Source organism: Gilliamella sp. X-57 (genome assembly GCF_057063565.1).
The window spans coordinates 128026-146952 of sequence record NZ_JBXSQI010000001.1 but is presented as its reverse complement, the minus strand read 5'-3'; the positions used below and the strand labels follow the sequence as shown (position 1 = coordinate 146952).

Below are 18927 nucleotides of genomic sequence, written 5' to 3'. Positions count from 1 at the left end.
TTTAAAAATTATTTGTCTACTATATGCCATTTTTTAGCATAAAAATAGCTGATTAATGAAATTATCCAAGCGATTAATATGCTTGTTATTAGATCAATTGGACTGTGCATGCCTAATAATAGCCGGCTAATTTCAATTAATATCGACCAAATAATGGTAATTGATACTATCACATAATGCTGCTGCAATTTAAGTAATGTTAAAGCTAAAAATGCCCAAGTTACAGCAAATAAAGTATGTCCAGAAGGAAAAGCAAATCCAGTTTCATTTTTCCAGTGGTTAGATAACCAACTTGGAATTGTGGATGAATTTTTAAATAACTGCTGAATAAGTTCTTTTCTTTCTGATTCCGATTTCGAATAAAATTGTTGGTTACTAATCTTAAATTCTTTTGCTATCCAAAGTACATAAGGTCTTGATTCGGCTGTCTGCGATTTTAAAAAACTTTTAATTGCCTGCCCACTTAATATTGCACTAACAAGAAGCAACCATAATAATATAATTTTTTTTTTCGTTTTACTGGATAATAATAGACAAAATACTAAGAATAAAATTATCGATGTAATTATTGCCCAAGGAAAACTTGCTGTTTCAGTTATTACGAATAAATATTTAGATGTATCATTTAATGACGCTGGTTGCCAATGCCAATTTATGGCTATAATAACTAAAGGAACAACTAAGAAAATAGCCAATATGGCTATTGTTTTTTTTATTACTAACCCCATTTATAAACTCAATTAAGTACAAATTGCTTAATATTTTAGCATAAAAGATAGATTTATTTTTATAAAATCTTAGCTATGTTTTATTTAAAACGGAGACAATAATGCAATTAAAACGTGTTGCACAAGCGAAACTGCCAACGCCATGGGGATGTTTCACTATTGTTGGATTTGAAGAAATTGCAACAAAAAAGGATCATGTAGCATTGGTATTTGGCGATATATCTGGTGATACACCAGTGCTTACAAGAATTCATTCTGAATGCTTAACCGGTGATGCGCTTTTTAGTTTACGCTGTGATTGTGGCTTTCAGTTAGAAGCTGCCTTAAAACAAATTGCAAAAGAAGGTAAAGGGATTTTAATTTATCATCGTCAAGAAGGGCGCAATATTGGTTTATTGAATAAAATTAGAGCTTATGCATTGCAAGATCAAGGTTTAGATACGGTTGAAGCTAATGAGCAATTAGGTTTTGCGGCGGATGAACGAGATTTTACTTTATGTGCAGACATACTGACTTTATTAGGGGTATCACAAATTCGTTTGTTAACCAATAACCCAGAAAAAATAAGAGTGCTTGAGCAGTCTGGCATTAAAATTACGCAACGAGAGCCATTGGAAGTTGGCGAAAATCCGAATAATGAACACTATTTAGAAACCAAAGTGAATAAAATGGGGCATTTGCTTCATCTGCATCACGCTAATTGTAAACATTAATCGCTTGGTTAAATAGTGAGTTGTTTATTTGTGATGGATTTTATCTAAGATAGTAAACATGTTGGAATAAAAAATCTCAAAATATATTTTCTATTTTGAGATTTTTTATGGAGCTTAATATACAAAAAGGAATTTTCACTTATTGATATTGTTATTTTCCCCATTATTTGACCACGTTAAAATCAATCTTTATCACTGCGCAACACGCCACCGTTAGCAATCTGATCTTTAGATATTTCGTGCATGATGATTTGTACGGCTTCTGGTTTGCAATTGAGGGTTTCGACAATGGCATTAGTCACGCGTTTTGCCATTTCTCTCTTTTGCTCTATAGTGCGACCTTCTAAAAAGTCGATCACGACATTTGGCATAAATACCTCCTAGTGATGATTAATTTGGGCAAGTTGTTCATCTGTCAATGCGATTTCATCATTATGACAGACGCCAATACCGGATTTTATAATTTGTTCGGCAATGGCTTTGGCTTCATCTAATGAGTGCATTTTATAAGTACCACATTGATATTCATTTAATTCTGGAATTTGATTTTGCGATTTAACGTCTAATACATCATGCATTGATTTGAGCCATGCATCAACGACTAATTCTTCATCGGGTTGACCAATTACGCTCATGTAAAAACCAGTACGGCACCCCATTGGTGAAATATCGATTATTTCAACTTTATCACTGTTGAGATGATCGCGCATAAAGCCTGCAAATAAATGCTCTAATGTATGAATCCCTTTTTCTGGCAGATTGTCTTTGTTGGGAATGGTAAAGCGTAGATCAAACACCGTAATATCATCACCTTTTGGGGTTGCCATGGTTTTGGCAATTCGCACAAAAGGAGCTTTCATTTTGGTATGATCGACTTTAAAACTATCTAATAAAGGCATAATGTCCTCCTTGTTTTTTGCTTGTTATTCTAATCAATCTGCTAATAAGTACCAATGGATTTTATATTTACTCGGCAAGTAAATTTACCATTTCTTGCTCGTCAATAACTTTTATTCCCAGTTCTTGGGCTTTAGTAAGTTTAGAACCAGCGGCTTCTCCAGCAATCACGAGATCGGTATTTTTTGATACACTGCCTGTTACTTTTGCGCCTAACTGCTTTAATTTATTTTTGGCTTCATCACGGGTTAAAATCGATAAAGTACCGGTTAATACGATAGTTTTACCTGAAAAGGGTGAGTTTGTATCGGTTGCTTGTATTTGCGGATTAACATCTTGCCAGTGAATGCCAATTTTATCGCTAGTTAGCTGATCTATTACGTTGCGATTATGTGGTTCTTGGAAAAAGTCTATAATGCTTTCGGCAATAACGACGCCAATATCGTTTACCATTTGTAATTGTTCAAGTGAAGCGTTTTCGATTGCCGATAAACTACCTAGTTGATTAACCAAATTTTCGGCAGTAACTTCTCCTACATTTGGAATTCCAAGCGCAAATATAAAACGGCTTAATGTGGTATTTTTGGATGCCTCTAATGCATTTAATAAATTATTGGCAGATTTTTCGCCAATTTTGTCCAAACTACATAGTGTTGGTAGATTAAGTTTATAAAGATCTACTGGGGTTTTGACATAATCTTTATCCACTAATTGTTCAATGATTTTATCCCCCATACCATCAATATTCATAGCCCGCCTTGAAACAAAATGTTTTAAGGCTTCTTTACGTTGTGCTGGGCAAATTAGTCCGCCGGCACAACGCGACACAGCTTGGCCTTCGTCTCGCACTATTTGTGATCCACAAATAGGACAGTGAGTTGGGAATATGATTTCTTTTGTGTCCGCAGGTCTTCTATCCAATATGACAGCAACAATTTTAGGAATAACATCACCTGCTCGGCGTACTGTAACATAGTCGCCTTCCCGAATGCCTAATCGTGTAATTTCATCACTATTATGTAATGTCGCATTGCTAACAATAACACCAGCGACTGAAACTGGTTCAAGTCTTGCAACTGGTGTAATTGCGCCTGTTCGTCCAACTTGAAAGTCTACCTTGTTTAATTGTGTGATTTCCTCTTGAGCAGGGAATTTAAATGCAGTTGCCCATCTTGGTGCACGAGCAACAAAGCCAAGTTCTTTTTGTTGTTCAATGCTATTAACTTTGATAACCACACCGTCAATATCAAAGTCTAACGACATACGTTGCTCGCCAATTTGTTTAAAATAATCTAAAGCAGCCTGTGCGCCTTGACGTTTTTGAACTTTATCACTAACCGGTAATCCCCAAGCTTTAAATTGCATTAAGCGGTCATAGTGAGTATTAGGTAACGTAGTGCCTTCGACAATACCCACACCGTAACAAAAGAATGTTAAAGGTCTTTTTGCGGTAATTTTAGGATCCAACTGTCTTAATGATCCAGCAGCAGCATTACGCGGATTGGCAAATACTTTCTCGTTTCGCTTTTCGGCTTCTGTGTTGAGTTTTTCAAAGCCTTTATGTGTCATAAATACTTCACCACGGACTTCTAATCGAGCAGGAATGTTGTTGCCCCTTAGAACTAGTGGAATTGTTTTGATGGTTCTTACATTTGCTGTTATGTCTTCTCCTGTTGTGCCATCACCTCGAGTGGCAGCTTGTATAAAGTGGCCATTTTCATAAAGTAGGCTAACGGCAAGTCCATCAAGTTTGAGCTCACAACAATATTCAACATGTTCAGCGTCACTTAAATGAAGCCGATCTTTAACTCTTTTATTAAATGCAATAAAACTAGCATCATCAAACACATTATCGAGTGATAGCATGGGCATTTCGTGTTTGATAGATGCAAATTGTGCTAATGGTGAACCACCAACTCGTTGGGTTGGTGAGTCGGGCGTAATAAGCGTTGGATGCTGTTGTTCTAATGTTTGCAGCTGTTTTATTAGTTTATCATATTCAACATCGGGAATTTCGGGTGTATCAAGTACATAATAACAGTACTCATGGTGCCTAATTAGGTTTCGTAGTGAGGTCAATTGTTCTGTTATATCTTTAATCGATTCAGATAAATTTGCTGAATTTTCGTTTTTATTCGATAGTGACATGATAATAGGCTCTTAATTAAAACGTAGGTTTTGGGAATATCATTACAATTGCATTAATCTAACTGTAAATAATGCATAGATAAATTAAATCATTTAAGTAAATATTTTACAGCAATATCTATTTATAACCACCAACCTAAGTTGGTGGAATTTTGTTAAAACTTTATTGAAAATATCGCGGTTAAATCTCGTTACAGGCTTTTTTAATGCGATCTTTGTAACTGTTGATTTTTTGTGGTGTCAGCATGTGATGTTCATCATCTAATACGACACCGTCAACATCATCCGCTATGCGTTGTGCTGTTTGTAACATTAATTTGAAATTTTGTTGGTTGTTACCCTCAGTCGGTGCAATCATAAAAATAGATACGCCAGGTGTAGTAAATTCATGCATTGTTTCTGGATCTAAATAGCCTGGTGTGACCATATTGGCTAAACTAAATAATGTTGGACCATTACCAGCAGGATCCACATGACGGTGGAAAATCCGCATGTCACCAAATTGAAAACCTGATTGCATAATACTAGCAAGTAATACGTCTCCTTGTAGGAGTTTTCCGTTAAGGCCTGTGATGTTTAACACGATAATTTCAGTAGTAGATTGCTTGTCGTCAATATTTGGCTTTTTAGATTTGTCATTAGGCTGGGGTTCGCTATCAGTATTTACTTGGTTTTCTTTTGTTGTTTGGGTTAAATCAAGTTGTTTTTCGTCTAATTTTTCATCTTCAAAAAGATCACGATTAACGTTGATAACAGGTTCTTTTTCCGTATCAGTATTAACTTCTTGTTGGCTATCATTATCAACAAATAGATCTACTTGTTGAGGTACATTTTCTTGTTCTTCTACGGCATCATCATTAATTACTCTATTTTTTTCAAGACTTTCATTATTTTTTATTGTGTTGGGCTTGAGTAAAATTACATCATCTTCTTCTATACTATTCATAGCGAAGTCTTGAGATTGTTGAGTGTTTTGTCCAAATTTTTCTTCTTTATCTGAACTAAAAAGTGAAGAACGTTCTTTTTTATTGATCCAAAACCCATGGATGAGCAATGCAATAATGACCAAGGATGCAACAACAATTAGAACAATACGTAAATTATCCATAATAACCATCTCTGTATTAAATTAAATATAGACCTAAATTATTCAATCATATTTTGAAAAAAATGATTACGGAGTACAGCAATGTAAATTTTAACTTCTTTAAAAATTTAGATTAATCTTCATTAAAGCAACCGCACTTTGATCTTTAGTATAACATCTTCTTTAAGATACGTTATAGCACTAAAAATTAATTAATATATATTACTTGATTTCTGGCAATATTCATAATTATCAATATATTTTTTTAATATCATAATTTAGTTAGCAAATTTTTAGAACTCCGTGCTATTAACATGTAAAGTTACTTACAATCTATGCATATTTTTTGTAAAATCTCTGGTCACGTTTGAATAAAAACTATTATTTTTAAAAAGATAACGATTAAGTTCACTGAGGTCATTTTTTATGAGATTTAACAAGCTATTATTAGCCTTGCCCGTGGCGTGCGCCAGCCTACTTTTATTAACAAGTTGTGATAATGGTAAATCACAAAACGGTAAGAATCAATTACCGAAGGTAACAGTATTTAAAGTTGAACCATTAAACTACACGTTAAAGATTAGTTTACCTGGCCGTGTTGTTGCGTCTCAAATTGCTGAAATTAGACCTCAAGTTAGTGGTATTATATTAAAACGAGAGTTTGATGAAAGCTCGAATGTTAAATCTGGGCAGTCACTTTATCAAATTGATCCCGCTATTTACCAAGCTAATTATGACAGTGCTGTTGCAAGTGTAGCTAGTGCTAAAGCCAATGCAAACATTGCACAACTTACTCTTAAACGTTATGCTGGGTTGTTAAATACTAAATCAATCAGTCAACAAGATTATGATAAAGCAGCGGCGGATGCTAAACAGGCTGAAGCGGCTGTATTAGTTGCACAAGCGGCAGAGCATACCGCTAAAGTGAATTTAGACTATACAAAAGTATATTCGCCAATTGATGGATATATAGGTAAGTCAAGTGTTACTGAGGGAGCATTAGTTGCGGCTGGCCAATCAACACCACTAGCCCTAGTTCAACAACTAGACCCAATTTATGTTGATATGACCGAAGCGGCTACTCGCTACAATAAATATCTTCAAGATGAAAACGTAATTTATGAACCAGTTAAAGGTAACAATGTTGAATTATACTTTAATGATGGTTCTAAATACGCTTATCCAGGCAGTGTGAAATTTTCTGATATGACGGTTAATGAAACAACGGGTACTGTAACGTTGCGCTCACAGTTCACAAACGCTGAAGGCAAAATTTTACCAGGTATGTTTGTTAAGCCACAAATGACATTAGGTTATATCAAAAATGCTATACTTGTTCCACAACAAGGAATTACCAGTAATAAGTTAGGGCAATATACCGCAAAAATCTTAAGGCCTGATAATACAGTGGAATATCGACAAGATATCCAAGTATACACTGGCATAGGTGGTTATTGGGTTGTTACAAAAGGAATTAACGTTGGTGAAGAGGTTATTATTACAGGATTACTTAATTTAACTTCTGTCGAGAGCGCCAAAGCAGATACACCACCTATGAAAGTAGAGAAAGTCGGACATCCTGGTAAACTTTCGCAAGAGCAATTAAATAATATCATCAAAAACAGTGTGAAATAAAACAGGGGTAGATTTAATTATGGCTAAGTTTTTTATTGATAGACCTGTTTTTGCATGGGTAATTGCTATCATGATGATGCTGGGAGGCGCGTTATGTATAAAGCTGTTAGCTGTTGAACAGTATCCTGATATTGCTCCACCAGCCGTTACCGTTAGTGCAGTTTATCCAGGTGCCGATGCACAGACTATCGAAAATACGGTTACTCAGTTAATTGAGCAAAATTTAACAGGATTAGATAATCTCATTTATATGAAATCAACCAGTAGTGCACAAGGTGTTGTTCAAACAACGTTAACCTTTGCGCCTGGAACTAATCCCGATTTTGCTCAGGTGCAAGTGTTAAATAAAGTTGAAAGCATTAAATCACGACTACCAGAAAGTGTGCAGAAAAATGGTGTTTCTGTTGCTAAAAACAACACTAGTTTTTTAAAGGTCGTTGGTTTTTATTCAACCAATCCACAAAAAACTCAAGCGGATATTGCTGACTTTGTTTATTCAACAGTACAAGATCAAATTCGACGAGTGCAAGGTGTTGGTGATACACAATTATTTGGTTCTGAATATGCAATGCGCATCTGGCTTGATCCCAATAAATTGACCTATTTTAATTTATCCATTGAAGAAATCATAGCTGCTATTCAAGCACAAAACGCTCAGGTAACAGCAGGGCAATTAGGTGCTTTGCCATCAACAGACGGACAAGAACTTAATGCTACAATTACTGCACAATCGCGTTTAAAAACACCGGAACAATTCCAACATATTCTTGTTCGAGTTAATACCGATGGCTCTAATATTTTATTAAAAGATGTAGCCACAGTTGAAATTGGTGCATCTGATTATAACTTTATTTCGCTTTATAACGGTAATGCTTCAGCTGGTTTAGGGGTATATTTAGCAACAGGTGCTAACCAATTAGATACGTCAGATAAGGTCGATAAAAAACTAGTGGAGTTATCTAAAATCTTTCCTGAAGATATTAAATATTCTTTCCCATACGATACCACACCATTTGTTAAGCTTTCTATTAATAATGTAATTCACACATTAGTTGAAGCTATCATTTTGGTTGTTATTGTAATGTATGTGTTTTTACAAAACCTACGCTCGACACTGATTCCTACCATCACCGTACCAGTTGTATTGTTAGGTACATTTGCAATTTTGTATATTTGTGGATTTACTATTAACACGTTATCAATGTTCGCGATGGTACTGGCTATCGGCTTATTGGTTGATGATGCGATAGTTGTTATTGAAAACGTTGAGCGTATTATGCATGAGGAAGGTTTATCGCCTTATGACGCAACAGTTAAATCGATGGAACAAATTACATCGGCATTGGTTGGTATTGCTGTTGTATTATCGGCCGTGTTTGTGCCGATGGCTTTTTATGGTGGTGCCGCAGGTGGAATTTATCGTCAGTTCTCAATTACCATTGTAACTGCAATGGCATTATCCGTCTTAATGGCAATTGTGTTAACACCTGCACTTTGCGTTCAGATTTTAAAAGCACCATCTAAAAGTAAAGTAAGAAAGTCTTCACTAGGTGAAAAATTAGAATCTATACCGCCATTTAGTTGGTGTTCTGTCGGTTCCAAAAAATTTTTCGAATGGTTTAACAATTTTTATGAAAAGGGATTACGTTCTTATGAAAAAGGCGTAATTAAGGTTATTCGTTATCCATTGATTACATTTGTTTGTTATGCCTTAATTCTTATTGGTTTAATTTTTGGTTTTAACCGTTTACCCACTGGATTTTTACCTAATGAGGATCAGGGAGTGCTTTTGGTTATGGTTGAGTTACCACCAGGCTCGACATTAGAACAAACCATGTCGGTATTAAATAAAACTGCAAAATTTTATACCGAGCAAAAAGCTGATTCTGTCGAAGAAATATTTACTGTTGCTGGATTTAGCATGGTAGGGCGTGGACAAAACATGGGACTTGGCTTTGTTCGCTTAAAAAATTGGGGTGAACGTAAACGCGCTGATCAAAAAATTGATGCTTTAGTTGCTAGTGGTTGGGGATTTGCTTCTACTATAACTGAAGGGCGAGTAATTGTTACCAACTTGCCAGCTGTTCCTGCATTAGGTATGGCTAATGGCTTTTCTTATGTTCTAAAAGATACGGCTAGTTATGGTCATGATGCATTGGTAGGTGCATTTTTTCAAATGTTGGGGCAAGCTTCTCATCATCCAAAACTACAACAAGTTAGACCTGGAAGTATGCTAGATGTTCCACAGTACAAAATTAATGTTGATTTTGAAGCAGCACAAGCATTGGGCGTTTCGGTAAATTCAGTAAATACTGTATTGTCGACAGCTTTAGGCTCTGCTTATATTGATGATTTTGTTTATAATAACCGAGTTAAAAAAGTATACCTGCAATCTGATGCACCATATCGTATGTTGCCAGATGATTTTAGTTATTGGCATGTGAAAAATAAAAATGGTGAAATGGTTCCATATGATGCTTTTGCTACCACGACTAAAACCTATGGTTCGCCATCACTAGTTCGTTATGATGGTGTGGCTGCAATGGAGATAAGCGGTTCGGCTGCTCCAGGTCTAAGTTCTGGACAAGCAATGGCAGTGATGGAAGAATTATCAAAAAATTTGCCAAAAGGATTTACCTTTGATTGGACAGGTATTTCTTATCAAGAACGCCAAACAGGCTCACAAACAACGACACTTTACATTGTTTCAATTATTGTGGTGTTCTTGTCATTAGCAGCCTTATACGAAAGTTGGACTGTGCCAATTTCGATCTTATTTGTTATTCCTCTTGGAATCTTAGGTACTGTGTTTGCAACGATGTTTAGAGGTCTTGATAACGATATTTACTTTATCGTGGGGTTATTGACAACAATGGGGCTATCAGCCAAAAATGCTATCTTGATTGTAGAATTTGCCAAAGATGCGATTGAAAAAGAAGGTAAATCGTTAATTGATGCAACACTTGAAGCTTGTCGTTTACGATTGCGTCCAATTTTAATGACTTCATTTGCCTTTATTCTAGGTGTTTTACCATTGGCATTAAATACTGGAGCAGGTTCTGCAAGTCAAAATGCAGTAGGTACTGGTGTAATTGGTGGTATGTTAACTGCAACGTTTTTAGCTATATTTTATGTACCATTGTTTTTCTTATTTGTAACAAAACTATTTACGAAGCATAAAAATAAACCAGTTCTATTAAGTAGGAAAAATACGCTTAAATGATTTATATGTAAATTAATATAAAACGCTTATACCTATCTAGCTTTTGCTATGCATAAGGATGAACAAAAATATTTTTTACACTTAATTGAGCCGATTATTTTTATAATAGCTTTAGAATAAAATAATTGAATTTAAAATGCGCTATTTGAGATTAGCGCATTTTTATGCTTTGCATAAAGTAATTGAGGGTTGGATATAACCATATTACAATAAATTGTTATTTTATAATAAGTTAATAAATTAAAGACTCAGTGTTACGTTGAACAGCTTATAATAATTTGTGTGATATTAGCTAAATAAAATCAGTATATGGTATACTTTCGACGAGAATATAAACTAAATATTTATATTATTAATAGTGGTTTATCAAAGGTAAATTAACAGCAGTCAAATTTCATTGATGTTCTTCTATCCATTGAAGAATGGAGGATGCCAAACATTTTAATTATAGAAACTTATTTATAAATAAGGTACTCAAATATGTTAATAATATTTATCTTAATCCTAATTTTAGGTTGGCTATTCTTTTCATACAACAAACTAAGAGGTTTAGCTGAAAATGTAAAACAGAAGCAATCAAATATTTATGTGACAATAAAGAAAAGACATGATATAGCACAAAGATTGTCTGATATAGCGTCTAGTTATGGTGATCACGAGAAGCTAACTCATTTTAATATTACTGAGAGTGATGGAGTTGCTAGTGCAAATGCTGTTGCCTCTGAAACTTCTCGCGTTATAGGCAATGTTCAAATGTTAGCTAACCGTTTTCCTGATTTAAAAGCAAACTCAACCTATCAACAATTAATGGTGCAACTTGATGAAATTGAAAATACTATCTTAAAAAGAAGAGAGGCGTACAATGCAGCTGTTCAAATCTATAATTCGACTCGTGGGAGTATTCCTCATTTATTTTATGCAAGCAAATTTGGATTTGTTGAAGCTACGTATTTTGAAGTGGATGAGAATGGAATAGAACAACTTACTTCATTTAAAACTGATGATGGAAAAATCCTAAGAGATACAATGGGAAGAATGGCATCTGTTGCAACTGAAAATATTAAGAAAATTAAAGGAAAAACAGATCGTAATAGTGAAGAAACTAATCAACAAGATACTAATCAATAATATTATACTTAGCTTCTTTTGTTGTTGAAAAATAATAAAAAGGTATGTAGGTAAAAATTTGTAAAGCAAATATATTATTAGCTCTGTTTTACTACTTTTTGTGAAAATATTATAAAAGTATTTTATGGCTCTTTTCGATTAGTTGAAACAATTGTGTTCCCTAATAATCAGATAACATTGAAATTCTTCAAATTTTACTTACGAGACTTTATCAGCTGTTGACTGGTGTGGGCATGGGTTATTGCTATGGCCAAAGCATCGGCAGCATCGGCTTGAGGACTAGCCGGTAGCTTTAATAATAATTTGACCATATGTTGCACTTGTTTTTTATCGGCAGCGCCTGTTCCTACTACGCACTGCTTAACTAAACGAGCAGCATATTCAAAAACAGGTAGATTATTATTAACTGCTGCGACAATTGCAGCTCCCCTTGCTTGGCCTAATTTCAATGCGGAGTCAGCATTACGAGCCATAAACACTTGTTCAATAGCAAACATATCTGGTTGGAATTGTAATATAATTTCACCAACACCAGCATATACGCGTTTTAAACGGGTAGGTAAATCATCAACTGCAGTACGAATGCATCCGCTGCCAAGGTAAGTGAGTTGACGTCCCGTTTGTTGAATTACGCCGTAACCCGTCAAACGAGAGCCAGGATCGATGCCAAGAATAATGGCCATTAGAGTGTTGCTGCTACCTCATCTGAAACTTCACCATTATGGTAAACTTCTTGAACATCATCACAATCTTCAAGCATATCAATTAAACGTAATAGCTTTGGTGCAGATTCAATATCAAGATCCACTTTTGTTGATGGAATCATAGATACTTCAGCCGCTTCGGCAACTAAACCTGCTGCATCAAGTGCATCTTTAACTTCACCAAAAGTTTCTGGTGTAGTAAATACATCAATAGCACCATCATCATAAGTTACAACATCATCAGCACCTGCTTCAAGTGCTGCGTCCATGATTTTATCTTCGTCTGTGCCAACAGGGTATGAAATAACCCCTTTTTTAGTGAATAAATATGAAACTGAGCCATCAGTACCTAAGTTACCACCTGATTTAGTAAAGGCGTGACGCACTTCTGATACCGTACGGTTTCGGTTATCACTTAAACATTCAACCATGACAGCTGTACCTGCGGGACCATAGCCTTCATAAATAATCGTTTCCATATTGCTATCATCTTCACCGCCAACACCACGAGCAACGGCTCGATTCATGGTATCTCGAGTCATATTATTCGATAATGCTTTATCCATTGCAGCGCGTAGTCGTGGATTTGACGCTGGATCGCCACCACCAAGTTTTGCTGCTGTTACCAACTCACGAATAATTTTGGTAAAGATTTTTCCGCGTTTTGCATCTTGTGCTGCTTTGCGGTGTTTGGTATTGGCCCATTTACTATGACCTGCCATAAAATTCTCCAGATTAAATAATTGAAAAAATCACCGTATTCTAGCAAACTTTTATGAAAAATTCATTAGCAATATCTTTATTCATTTTATGAAGGATTCATTAAAGTTTTTATTTATCAGCAAAAAAGCGCCTTACAGAAAGGCGCTTTTTTGTCATATTAACAATGGAATAATAGTTAATTAACTCATTCCATATTGTTTTAATTTTTTGCGTAGTGTACCTCGGTTGATACCAAGCATATTTGCAGCTCTGGTTTGATTACCACGGGTATATTGCATAACCATATCAAGGAATGGATGTTCAACTTCAGCTAACACTAAATCATATAGATCTGTAGGATCTTCACCATTTAATTGCGATAAATAGTTTTTTAAAGCTTGCTTTACGGAATCTCGCAATGGCTTTTGTGTTATTTGGTCCTGAGAATTTACAGTTGTAAATTTAAGTGCTGCAGCTGTAACGCGTTGTTCTGACATAGTATTCTTAACTCTTTGGGTTGTTTCTAATTTGACTAAAAAATGCTTTTAGAGTGTTTACTTGCTCACTTGTATTGCTAAGTACACTAAATAAGCGCCTGAATTGATCGCTGTCAGCATAATTCTTGGTGTACCAATTTACATGCTTTCTGGCAATCCTTAATCCTTTGTATTCTCCATAAAATTGATAAAGTTCATCAAGATGTGACAATACAACTTGTTCTACTTCATCAATAGTTTTATTATTTTTTAACTGTCCATGTGTTAAATAGAATGCAATTTCTTCAAATATCCAAGGTCGCCCCTGTGCCGCTCGGCCGATCATTATAGCATCAGCTTGCGTATATTGAAAAACATCTTTTGCCTGTTCAGGTGTACAAATATCCCCATTGGCAATTACAGGAATCGTAACGTTTTCTTTAACTGCCTTAATAGAGTCATATTCAGCCACACCATTGAATAAGCAAGCACGAGTTCGTCCATGAATAGTAATTGCCTTTATGCCACAATCCTGTGCAATTTGTGCGATTTCTATGCAATTTCTATGATCTTTATTCCATCCAGTCCGCGTTTTTAATGTTACCGGAACATCAACTGCACCGACAACTTTCTGCAAAATTTTTTTAATAAGTTCTGGATACTGCATTAAAGCAGATCCTGCCAATTTTTTATTGACCTTTTTAGCTGGACATCCCATATTGATATCAATCAATTGAGCGCCATGTTTGACGTTAAATTCTGCAGCTCTAGCCATTTCGTCGGGATCAGAACCAACAATTTGTACTGCACGAACACCAATATCCTCGCTTGCAACCATCCGCAGAGCTGATTTATCGGTATGCCAAACATCCGAATTTGCTAAAAACATTTCTGAAACTGTCATACCAGCACCAAACTGATAGCACAAATTACGAAATGGTTTATCGCTGATTCCAGCCATTGGCGCAGCAATTAAATTATTTTTTAATTTAATTTCACCAATGTTAAGCAAATTAAGGCCGGCTATATTACGCATTTTTTCTCTAACTTAAAAGGGGGTAACGTTATTTTTTTAAATTTTTTTACCAGTGATGCGACACCACTCTTCCTGTTCAATAACAGGATCTAATGTAAAATGAGGTTTATAAGCCATGCAAACACTTGGTGATTGAGTTGCTAAAATACCCGATAAGCCTAGCTTACCTTGAGGTTTTACTAATTTGCTTATATGTGGTTCAAGTTCTTTTAATGGACCGGCTAAAATATTGGCAACAAGAATATCAGCTTGTAAATTATCAGGGACATCGTTTGATAAATAAAGTTCTAACTTTTCGCTGACATCATTACGCTGCGCATTGTCACGGCTAGCTTGAATGGCTTGAGGATCAATATCGATACCAATTACTCGCTTTGCGCCTAATTTAAGTGCTGCAATTGCCAAAATACCAGACCCACAACCGTAATCAATTACTAGTTTATCTTTCAGATCTAAACTATCCAGCCAAGTTAAACATAATGCAGTTGTGGGATGAGTGCCTGTGCCAAAAGCTAAACCAGGATCTAACATAACATTGACTGCATTTGCATCCGGTACATCGCGCCAACTTGGGCAAATCCAAAGTCGCTTACCAAATTGCATAGGATGAAAGTTATCCATCCATTCACGTTCCCAGTCTTTATCTTCTAGTTGTTCAATCTTATAAGAATATTGAGCAAGATTTAGTATAGCTTTTAATTCATTGATATCCGTTTGAGCATCATATAGGCCAATGACATCGGTATTACCCCAAAGTTTTGTTTCGCCTGGTAATGGTTCAAAAACAGGATTATCATAAGTGTCTTGAAACGTGACTGATGCAGCTCCTGACTCTTCTAATTGTTCGCTAATTTTTTCGGCATGATCGTTAGTTGTATTAATTCTGAGTTGAATCCAAGGCATAATTTTTTCCTGCGCTACCAAACATATTGGCAATGATAAACACCACCAATCCAATAATTAAGGATGGGATAATAGGATGAAAAGCATAAAGCTTTATATTATAAGCCGCCAATAAAATATAGCTTATTGCGCCGGCAAACATAGAACATAACGCACCTGTTGAATTGGCTTTTTTCCAATAAAGTCCAAGCACTAATGGCCATAAAAATACGGCTTCAAGCCCACCAAAAGCAAGTAAATTTAACCATATAATCATATCAGGTGGATTCCAAGCTGCTAAAATAAGTAATCCGCCAAAAATAAAGGTGATGATAACAGATATGCGCGTTAACATTTTATCACTATAGCTTTTGCTATGCTTCATGCTTAAAAATAGGTCTTTAATGATCACTGATGAAACTTGTAGTAACTGGGCATTAATTGTTGACATAATTGCGGCAAGCGGAGCTGCTAAAAAGATACCGGCCGCTAATGGTGGCATGATGTTAATTATTAGGGTAGGAACGATTTGATCTGGAACTGTTAAATCACTAATAATCGCTCTACCAAGTGCGCCAGATAGGTGCATGGTCAACATAATGACTGTGACAACAATCGTACCAATGATAATGCCTTGATGTACGGCTTTACTATCTTTGTACGCCATGCAACGAACCGCTGTATGAGGTAAACCAACTACGGCAAAGCAGACTAAAACCCAAAATGATGCCATAAAAGGAAAGTCCATAAAATTATTAGGACCTTGTGGTGTGAGTAGTGCAGGATCGATTTCATTTAAACGATGAATAATTGCTGTTATACCCCCACCAGCATAGATAATCGCTGTTAATAGTAAGATAGCACCAATTATCATTACTAGACCTTGGAAGGCATCATTTAAAATACTCGCTCTAAAGCCGCCAAAAGCGGTATAAATAACGGTACCAATACCAAAAATCAATAATCCGATATCGTAAGAAATGCCAACAGATGATTCCAGTAATCGTGCACCACCAACAAACTGTACTGTCATAGCGCCAATAAAAGCAACAACTAATGCAATACTAGCCAACCAAACGATGGCTTTACTTTTATAGTGAGCATAAAGCATGTCACTTAAGGTTATTGCATTATATTTACGCGCTAAAATGGCAAATTTTTTGCCTAAAATACCAAGTGAAAGTAGTACTGTTGGGACTTGGATCATCGACAATAATACCCAACCAAGACCAAATTTATAGGCTGCACCTGGGCCACCAATGAAAGAGCTGGCACTAATATAAGTTGCAGCTAATGTCATGGCTAGTAAAAATCCACCCATGGTTCTATTACCGATAAAGTAATCAGTAAATTGATTTACCTTTTTGCGTTTCATATATGCATAAATTGATAACGCAAACACGAAAATAAGGTAGATGACAAGCGGTACAATAATATCCAAATGCATTGTTTTATCACTTAATTTGTTCTAATGAAATGTTTTTGAATTGAAATTTTACAACCACCCAACAAAGTAATACAAAACCGAAAGGTACCATGATGCAAGATAGTTCAAACCACAATGGAAGACCTAAAAATCCTATATTATCGCTAACAAAGTAAGCACAAACAATCCATCCAAGAAGATAAATAAAAGTTAACAATAACGAAAGTTTAGCTTCTTTATTAGCTTGCTTATATCGAGTATCCATATTGATTGATTGGTAAATTGAGGGTGGCTTAGATTAAAAGAAAGTACTTAACTTAGCAAGGTTGTTGCAATTTATGCAATATTGTATTTTAAATATATCAATTTTCGCAATATAAAAAGTACTATATAGTGATTGATAGTCGATTATGAATAACTCAACTCTTGGAGAGAATAATGTCAAACTATTTTAATACACTCAATTTACGCGAAAAATTAGAACAATTAGGTCAGTGCCGTTTTATGGCTCGTGATGAATTTGCAACAGAAGCTCACTTTTTAAAAGGTAAAAAAATTGTTATTGTTGGTTGTGGAGCACAAGGTCTTAATCAAGGTCTTAATATGCGTGATTCAGGTTTAGATATATCTTATGCATTACGTAAAGAAGCTATTGCTGAAAAACGAGCATCATGGAAAAAGGCGACTGAAAATGGTTTTAAAGTAGGAAGTTATGAAGAATTAATTCCAACAGCAGATCTTGTTATTAACTTAACACCAGATAAACAGCACTCAGCAGTTGTAAAAGCAGTCCAACCACTAATGAAACAAGGCGCAGCACTAGGCTATTCTCATGGTTTTAATATTGTTGAAGTGGGCGAAAAGATTCGTTCTGATATCACAGTTGTTATGGTAGCACCTAAATGCCCGGGGACTGAAGTGCGTGAAGAGTATAAACGTGGCTTTGGGGTACCGACACTGATCGCTGTGCATTCAGAAAACGATCCCAAAGGTGAGGGTTTAGCAATCGCTAAAGCATGGGCTGCGGCCACTGGTGGACATCGTGCTGGTGTTTTACAATCTTCATTTGTTGCTGAAGTTAAGTCAGACTTAATGGGTGAACAAACAATACTTTGTGGTATGTTACAAACCGGATCGTTACTTTGCTTTGATAAATTGGTTGCAGATGGTGTCGATCCTGCTTATGCATGTAAATTACTTCAATTTGGTTGGGAAACAATCACTGAAGCGTTAAAACAAGGTGGAATTACCTTGATGATGGATCGTTTATCAAATCCAGCTAAATTAAGGGCAAGCGCTTTAGCAAAAGACTTGAAAGTGATTATGACGGATCTTTACCGTAAGCACATGGATGATATTATATCTGGCGAATTTTCATCAACCATGATGAAAGACTGGGCAAATGATGATGTTAACCTACTTAAATGGCGTAAAGAAACTGGCGAAACTGCATTTGAAAAAGCCGCTGAATATCAAGGTAAAATTGATGAACAAGCCTACTTTGATCAGGGAGTAGTTATGATTGCAATGGTTAAAGCTGGTGTTGAACTTGCGTTCGAAACTATGCTTGAATCTGGCATTTTACCTGAATCAGCTTATTATGAATCGTTACATGAGTTACCACTTATTGCTAATACCATTGCGCGTAAACGTCTATATGAAATGAATGTAGTAATTTCTGACACAGCTGAATATGGTAACTATCTATTTGCTAATGCCGCTGTACCGCTATTAAGAGAAAAATTTATGCCAATATTACAATCAGGTGATATTGGTAAAGCAATTCCTGAAGATAGCGTCGATAATGCACAATTACGCGATGTGAATGAAGAAATTCGTAATCATCCAATAGAAATAATCGGCCGTAAACTACGTAGTTATATGACTGATATGAAACGTATTAATGTTGCAAGCTAACAGTGATTTATAAATAAAGGGGTGCTGAAAAGCACCTTTTTTATGTCTAAAATTTTAAAGAAAGTGTTTGTTTTAGCATAAAAAATCCTATCAAACTATCTAAATCGATCTAAATTAGATTCCACTTAGAGAGTTTTGAACTTTTAGATTGAACTTTAAAATATTTAAAAATTAAATAATTAAGCTATTTTTATTTTAACTTTATATTTATTTTTTAACTAATTT

17 protein-coding genes are annotated in these 18927 nt (G+C 35.4%); 5 read left to right on the top strand and 12 right to left on the bottom strand.

The window, feature by feature from the left end:
* Positions 1 to 8: 8 nt before the first annotated feature.
* Positions 9 to 728, bottom strand: a complete 720-nt coding sequence (locus tag ACYIAL_RS00670; RefSeq protein ID WP_483750681.1) for a phosphatase PAP2 family protein — start codon at positions 726 to 728, stop codon at positions 9 to 11.
* A 101-nt stretch (positions 729 to 829) separates the two neighbouring features.
* Here ACYIAL_RS00670 and ribA point away from each other — a divergent pair, with 101 nt between their 5' ends.
* Positions 830 to 1441 (top strand): GTP cyclohydrolase II, encoded by a 612-nt coding sequence (gene ribA / locus ACYIAL_RS00665; RefSeq protein ID WP_174795948.1) that lies wholly within the window; start codon positions 830 to 832, stop codon positions 1439 to 1441.
* 182 nt (positions 1442 to 1623) lie between these two features.
* Here the strand turns inward: ribA and ACYIAL_RS00660 are convergent, their stop codons facing one another.
* The 4 genes from ACYIAL_RS00660 to zipA form a co-directional block, all read right to left on the bottom strand.
* The gene (locus ACYIAL_RS00660) at positions 1624 to 1812 is read right to left on the bottom strand and encodes a 2-hydroxymuconate tautomerase (RefSeq protein WP_065568141.1); all 189 of its coding nucleotides are present in this window, start codon (positions 1810 to 1812) and stop codon (positions 1624 to 1626) included.
* Between the two features lie 9 nt (positions 1813 to 1821).
* Positions 1822 to 2340 (bottom strand): S-ribosylhomocysteine lyase, encoded by a 519-nt coding sequence (gene luxS, locus ACYIAL_RS00655; RefSeq protein ID WP_174795949.1) that lies wholly within the window; start codon positions 2338 to 2340, stop codon positions 1822 to 1824.
* 67 nt (positions 2341 to 2407) lie between these two features.
* Complete coding sequence (ligA, locus tag ACYIAL_RS00650) at positions 2408 to 4438, bottom strand: NAD-dependent DNA ligase LigA (RefSeq protein WP_483750752.1); 2031 nt, start codon at positions 4436 to 4438, stop codon at positions 2408 to 2410.
* A gap of 229 nt (positions 4439 to 4667) precedes the next feature.
* On the bottom strand, positions 4668 to 5597 hold the full coding sequence (zipA, locus tag ACYIAL_RS00645; RefSeq protein WP_483750751.1) for a cell division protein ZipA: 930 nt from the start codon (positions 5595 to 5597) through the stop codon (positions 4668 to 4670).
* Positions 5598 to 5999: 402 nt separating this feature from the next.
* On the opposite strand from zipA, the gene ACYIAL_RS00640 reads away from it, so the two are divergent.
* The 3 genes from ACYIAL_RS00640 to ACYIAL_RS00630 all read left to right on the top strand — a co-directional run bounded on the left by ACYIAL_RS00640 (position 6000) and on the right by ACYIAL_RS00630 (position 11559).
* The gene (locus ACYIAL_RS00640; protein WP_483747116.1) at positions 6000 to 7208 is read left to right on the top strand and encodes an efflux RND transporter periplasmic adaptor subunit; all 1209 of its coding nucleotides are present in this window, start codon (positions 6000 to 6002) and stop codon (positions 7206 to 7208) included.
* A 19-nt stretch (positions 7209 to 7227) separates the two neighbouring features.
* Positions 7228 to 10431, top strand: coding sequence for an efflux RND transporter permease subunit (locus tag ACYIAL_RS00635; protein WP_174795953.1), 3204 nt, complete (start codon positions 7228 to 7230; stop codon positions 10429 to 10431).
* Between the two features lie 480 nt (positions 10432 to 10911).
* Positions 10912 to 11559 (top strand): LemA family protein, encoded by a 648-nt coding sequence (locus tag ACYIAL_RS00630; protein WP_483747115.1) that lies wholly within the window; start codon positions 10912 to 10914, stop codon positions 11557 to 11559.
* A 194-nt stretch (positions 11560 to 11753) separates the two neighbouring features.
* On the opposite strand, the gene ruvC is transcribed toward ACYIAL_RS00630, so the two are convergent.
* From ruvC to ACYIAL_RS00595, 7 genes are all read right to left on the bottom strand, one after another.
* Positions 11754 to 12242, bottom strand: a complete 489-nt coding sequence (gene ruvC, locus ACYIAL_RS00625; RefSeq protein ID WP_174795954.1) for a crossover junction endodeoxyribonuclease RuvC — start codon at positions 12240 to 12242, stop codon at positions 11754 to 11756.
* Complete coding sequence (locus ACYIAL_RS00620; RefSeq protein ID WP_483747114.1) at positions 12242 to 12985, bottom strand: YebC/PmpR family DNA-binding transcriptional regulator; 744 nt, start codon at positions 12983 to 12985, stop codon at positions 12242 to 12244. Before ACYIAL_RS00620 ends, ruvC begins: the two co-directional genes overlap by 1 nt.
* 180 nt (positions 12986 to 13165) lie before the next feature.
* A complete protein-coding gene (gene fis / locus ACYIAL_RS00615; protein WP_065639234.1) occupies positions 13166 to 13462 on the bottom strand; it encodes a DNA-binding transcriptional regulator Fis in 297 nt (98 codons plus the stop codon).
* Positions 13463 to 13469: 7 nt separating this feature from the next.
* A complete protein-coding gene (gene dusB / locus ACYIAL_RS00610) occupies positions 13470 to 14477 on the bottom strand; it encodes a tRNA dihydrouridine synthase DusB (protein ID WP_174795956.1) in 1008 nt (335 codons plus the stop codon).
* 36 nt (positions 14478 to 14513) lie between these two features.
* Positions 14514 to 15380: a 50S ribosomal protein L11 methyltransferase gene (gene prmA, locus ACYIAL_RS00605; RefSeq protein ID WP_483750680.1), complete on the bottom strand. Its 867-nt coding sequence runs from the start codon at positions 15378 to 15380 to the stop codon at positions 14514 to 14516.
* A complete protein-coding gene (panF, locus tag ACYIAL_RS00600) occupies positions 15355 to 16806 on the bottom strand; it encodes a sodium/pantothenate symporter (protein ID WP_483750679.1) in 1452 nt (483 codons plus the stop codon). Before panF ends, prmA begins: the two co-directional genes overlap by 26 nt.
* Positions 16807 to 16813: 7 nt before the next feature.
* A complete protein-coding gene (locus ACYIAL_RS00595) occupies positions 16814 to 17050 on the bottom strand; it encodes a YhdT family protein (protein ID WP_483747113.1) in 237 nt (78 codons plus the stop codon).
* Between the two features lie 173 nt (positions 17051 to 17223).
* On the opposite strand from ACYIAL_RS00595, the gene ilvC reads away from it, so the two are divergent.
* Complete coding sequence (ilvC, locus tag ACYIAL_RS00590; RefSeq protein ID WP_483750678.1) at positions 17224 to 18702, top strand: ketol-acid reductoisomerase; 1479 nt, start codon at positions 17224 to 17226, stop codon at positions 18700 to 18702.
* The last annotated feature ends 225 nt before the right edge of the window (positions 18703 to 18927 follow it).

What these genes read in the sequence shown, in the direction of transcription:
- ACYIAL_RS00670 (WP_483750681.1), bottom strand. Translation starts at nt 728, where the DNA reads ATGGGGTTAGTAATAAAAAAAACAATAGCCATATTGGCTATTTTCTTA.
- ribA (WP_174795948.1), top strand. Translation starts at nt 830, where the DNA reads ATGCAATTAAAACGTGTTGCACAAGCGAAACTGCCAACGCCATGGGGA.
- ACYIAL_RS00660 (WP_065568141.1), bottom strand. Translation starts at nt 1,812, where the DNA reads ATGCCAAATGTCGTGATCGACTTTTTAGAAGGTCGCACTATAGAGCAA.
- luxS (WP_174795949.1), bottom strand. Translation starts at nt 2,340, where the DNA reads ATGCCTTTATTAGATAGTTTTAAAGTCGATCATACCAAAATGAAAGCT.
- ACYIAL_RS00640 (WP_483747116.1), top strand. Translation starts at nt 6,000, where the DNA reads ATGAGATTTAACAAGCTATTATTAGCCTTGCCCGTGGCGTGCGCCAGC.
- ACYIAL_RS00635 (WP_174795953.1), top strand. Translation starts at nt 7,228, where the DNA reads ATGGCTAAGTTTTTTATTGATAGACCTGTTTTTGCATGGGTAATTGCT.
- ACYIAL_RS00630 (WP_483747115.1), top strand. Translation starts at nt 10,912, where the DNA reads ATGTTAATAATATTTATCTTAATCCTAATTTTAGGTTGGCTATTCTTT.
- ruvC (WP_174795954.1), bottom strand. Translation starts at nt 12,242, where the DNA reads ATGGCCATTATTCTTGGCATCGATCCTGGCTCTCGTTTGACGGGTTAC.
- ACYIAL_RS00620 (WP_483747114.1), bottom strand. Translation starts at nt 12,985, where the DNA reads ATGGCAGGTCATAGTAAATGGGCCAATACCAAACACCGCAAAGCAGCA.
- fis (WP_065639234.1), bottom strand. Translation starts at nt 13,462, where the DNA reads ATGTCAGAACAACGCGTTACAGCTGCAGCACTTAAATTTACAACTGTA.
- dusB (WP_174795956.1), bottom strand. Translation starts at nt 14,477, where the DNA reads ATGCGTAATATAGCCGGCCTTAATTTGCTTAACATTGGTGAAATTAAA.
- prmA (WP_483750680.1), bottom strand. Translation starts at nt 15,380, where the DNA reads ATGCCTTGGATTCAACTCAGAATTAATACAACTAACGATCATGCCGAA.
- panF (WP_483750679.1), bottom strand. Translation starts at nt 16,806, where the DNA reads ATGCATTTGGATATTATTGTACCGCTTGTCATCTACCTTATTTTCGTG.
- ACYIAL_RS00595 (WP_483747113.1), bottom strand. Translation starts at nt 17,050, where the DNA reads ATGGATACTCGATATAAGCAAGCTAATAAAGAAGCTAAACTTTCGTTA.
- ilvC (WP_483750678.1), top strand. Translation starts at nt 17,224, where the DNA reads ATGTCAAACTATTTTAATACACTCAATTTACGCGAAAAATTAGAACAA.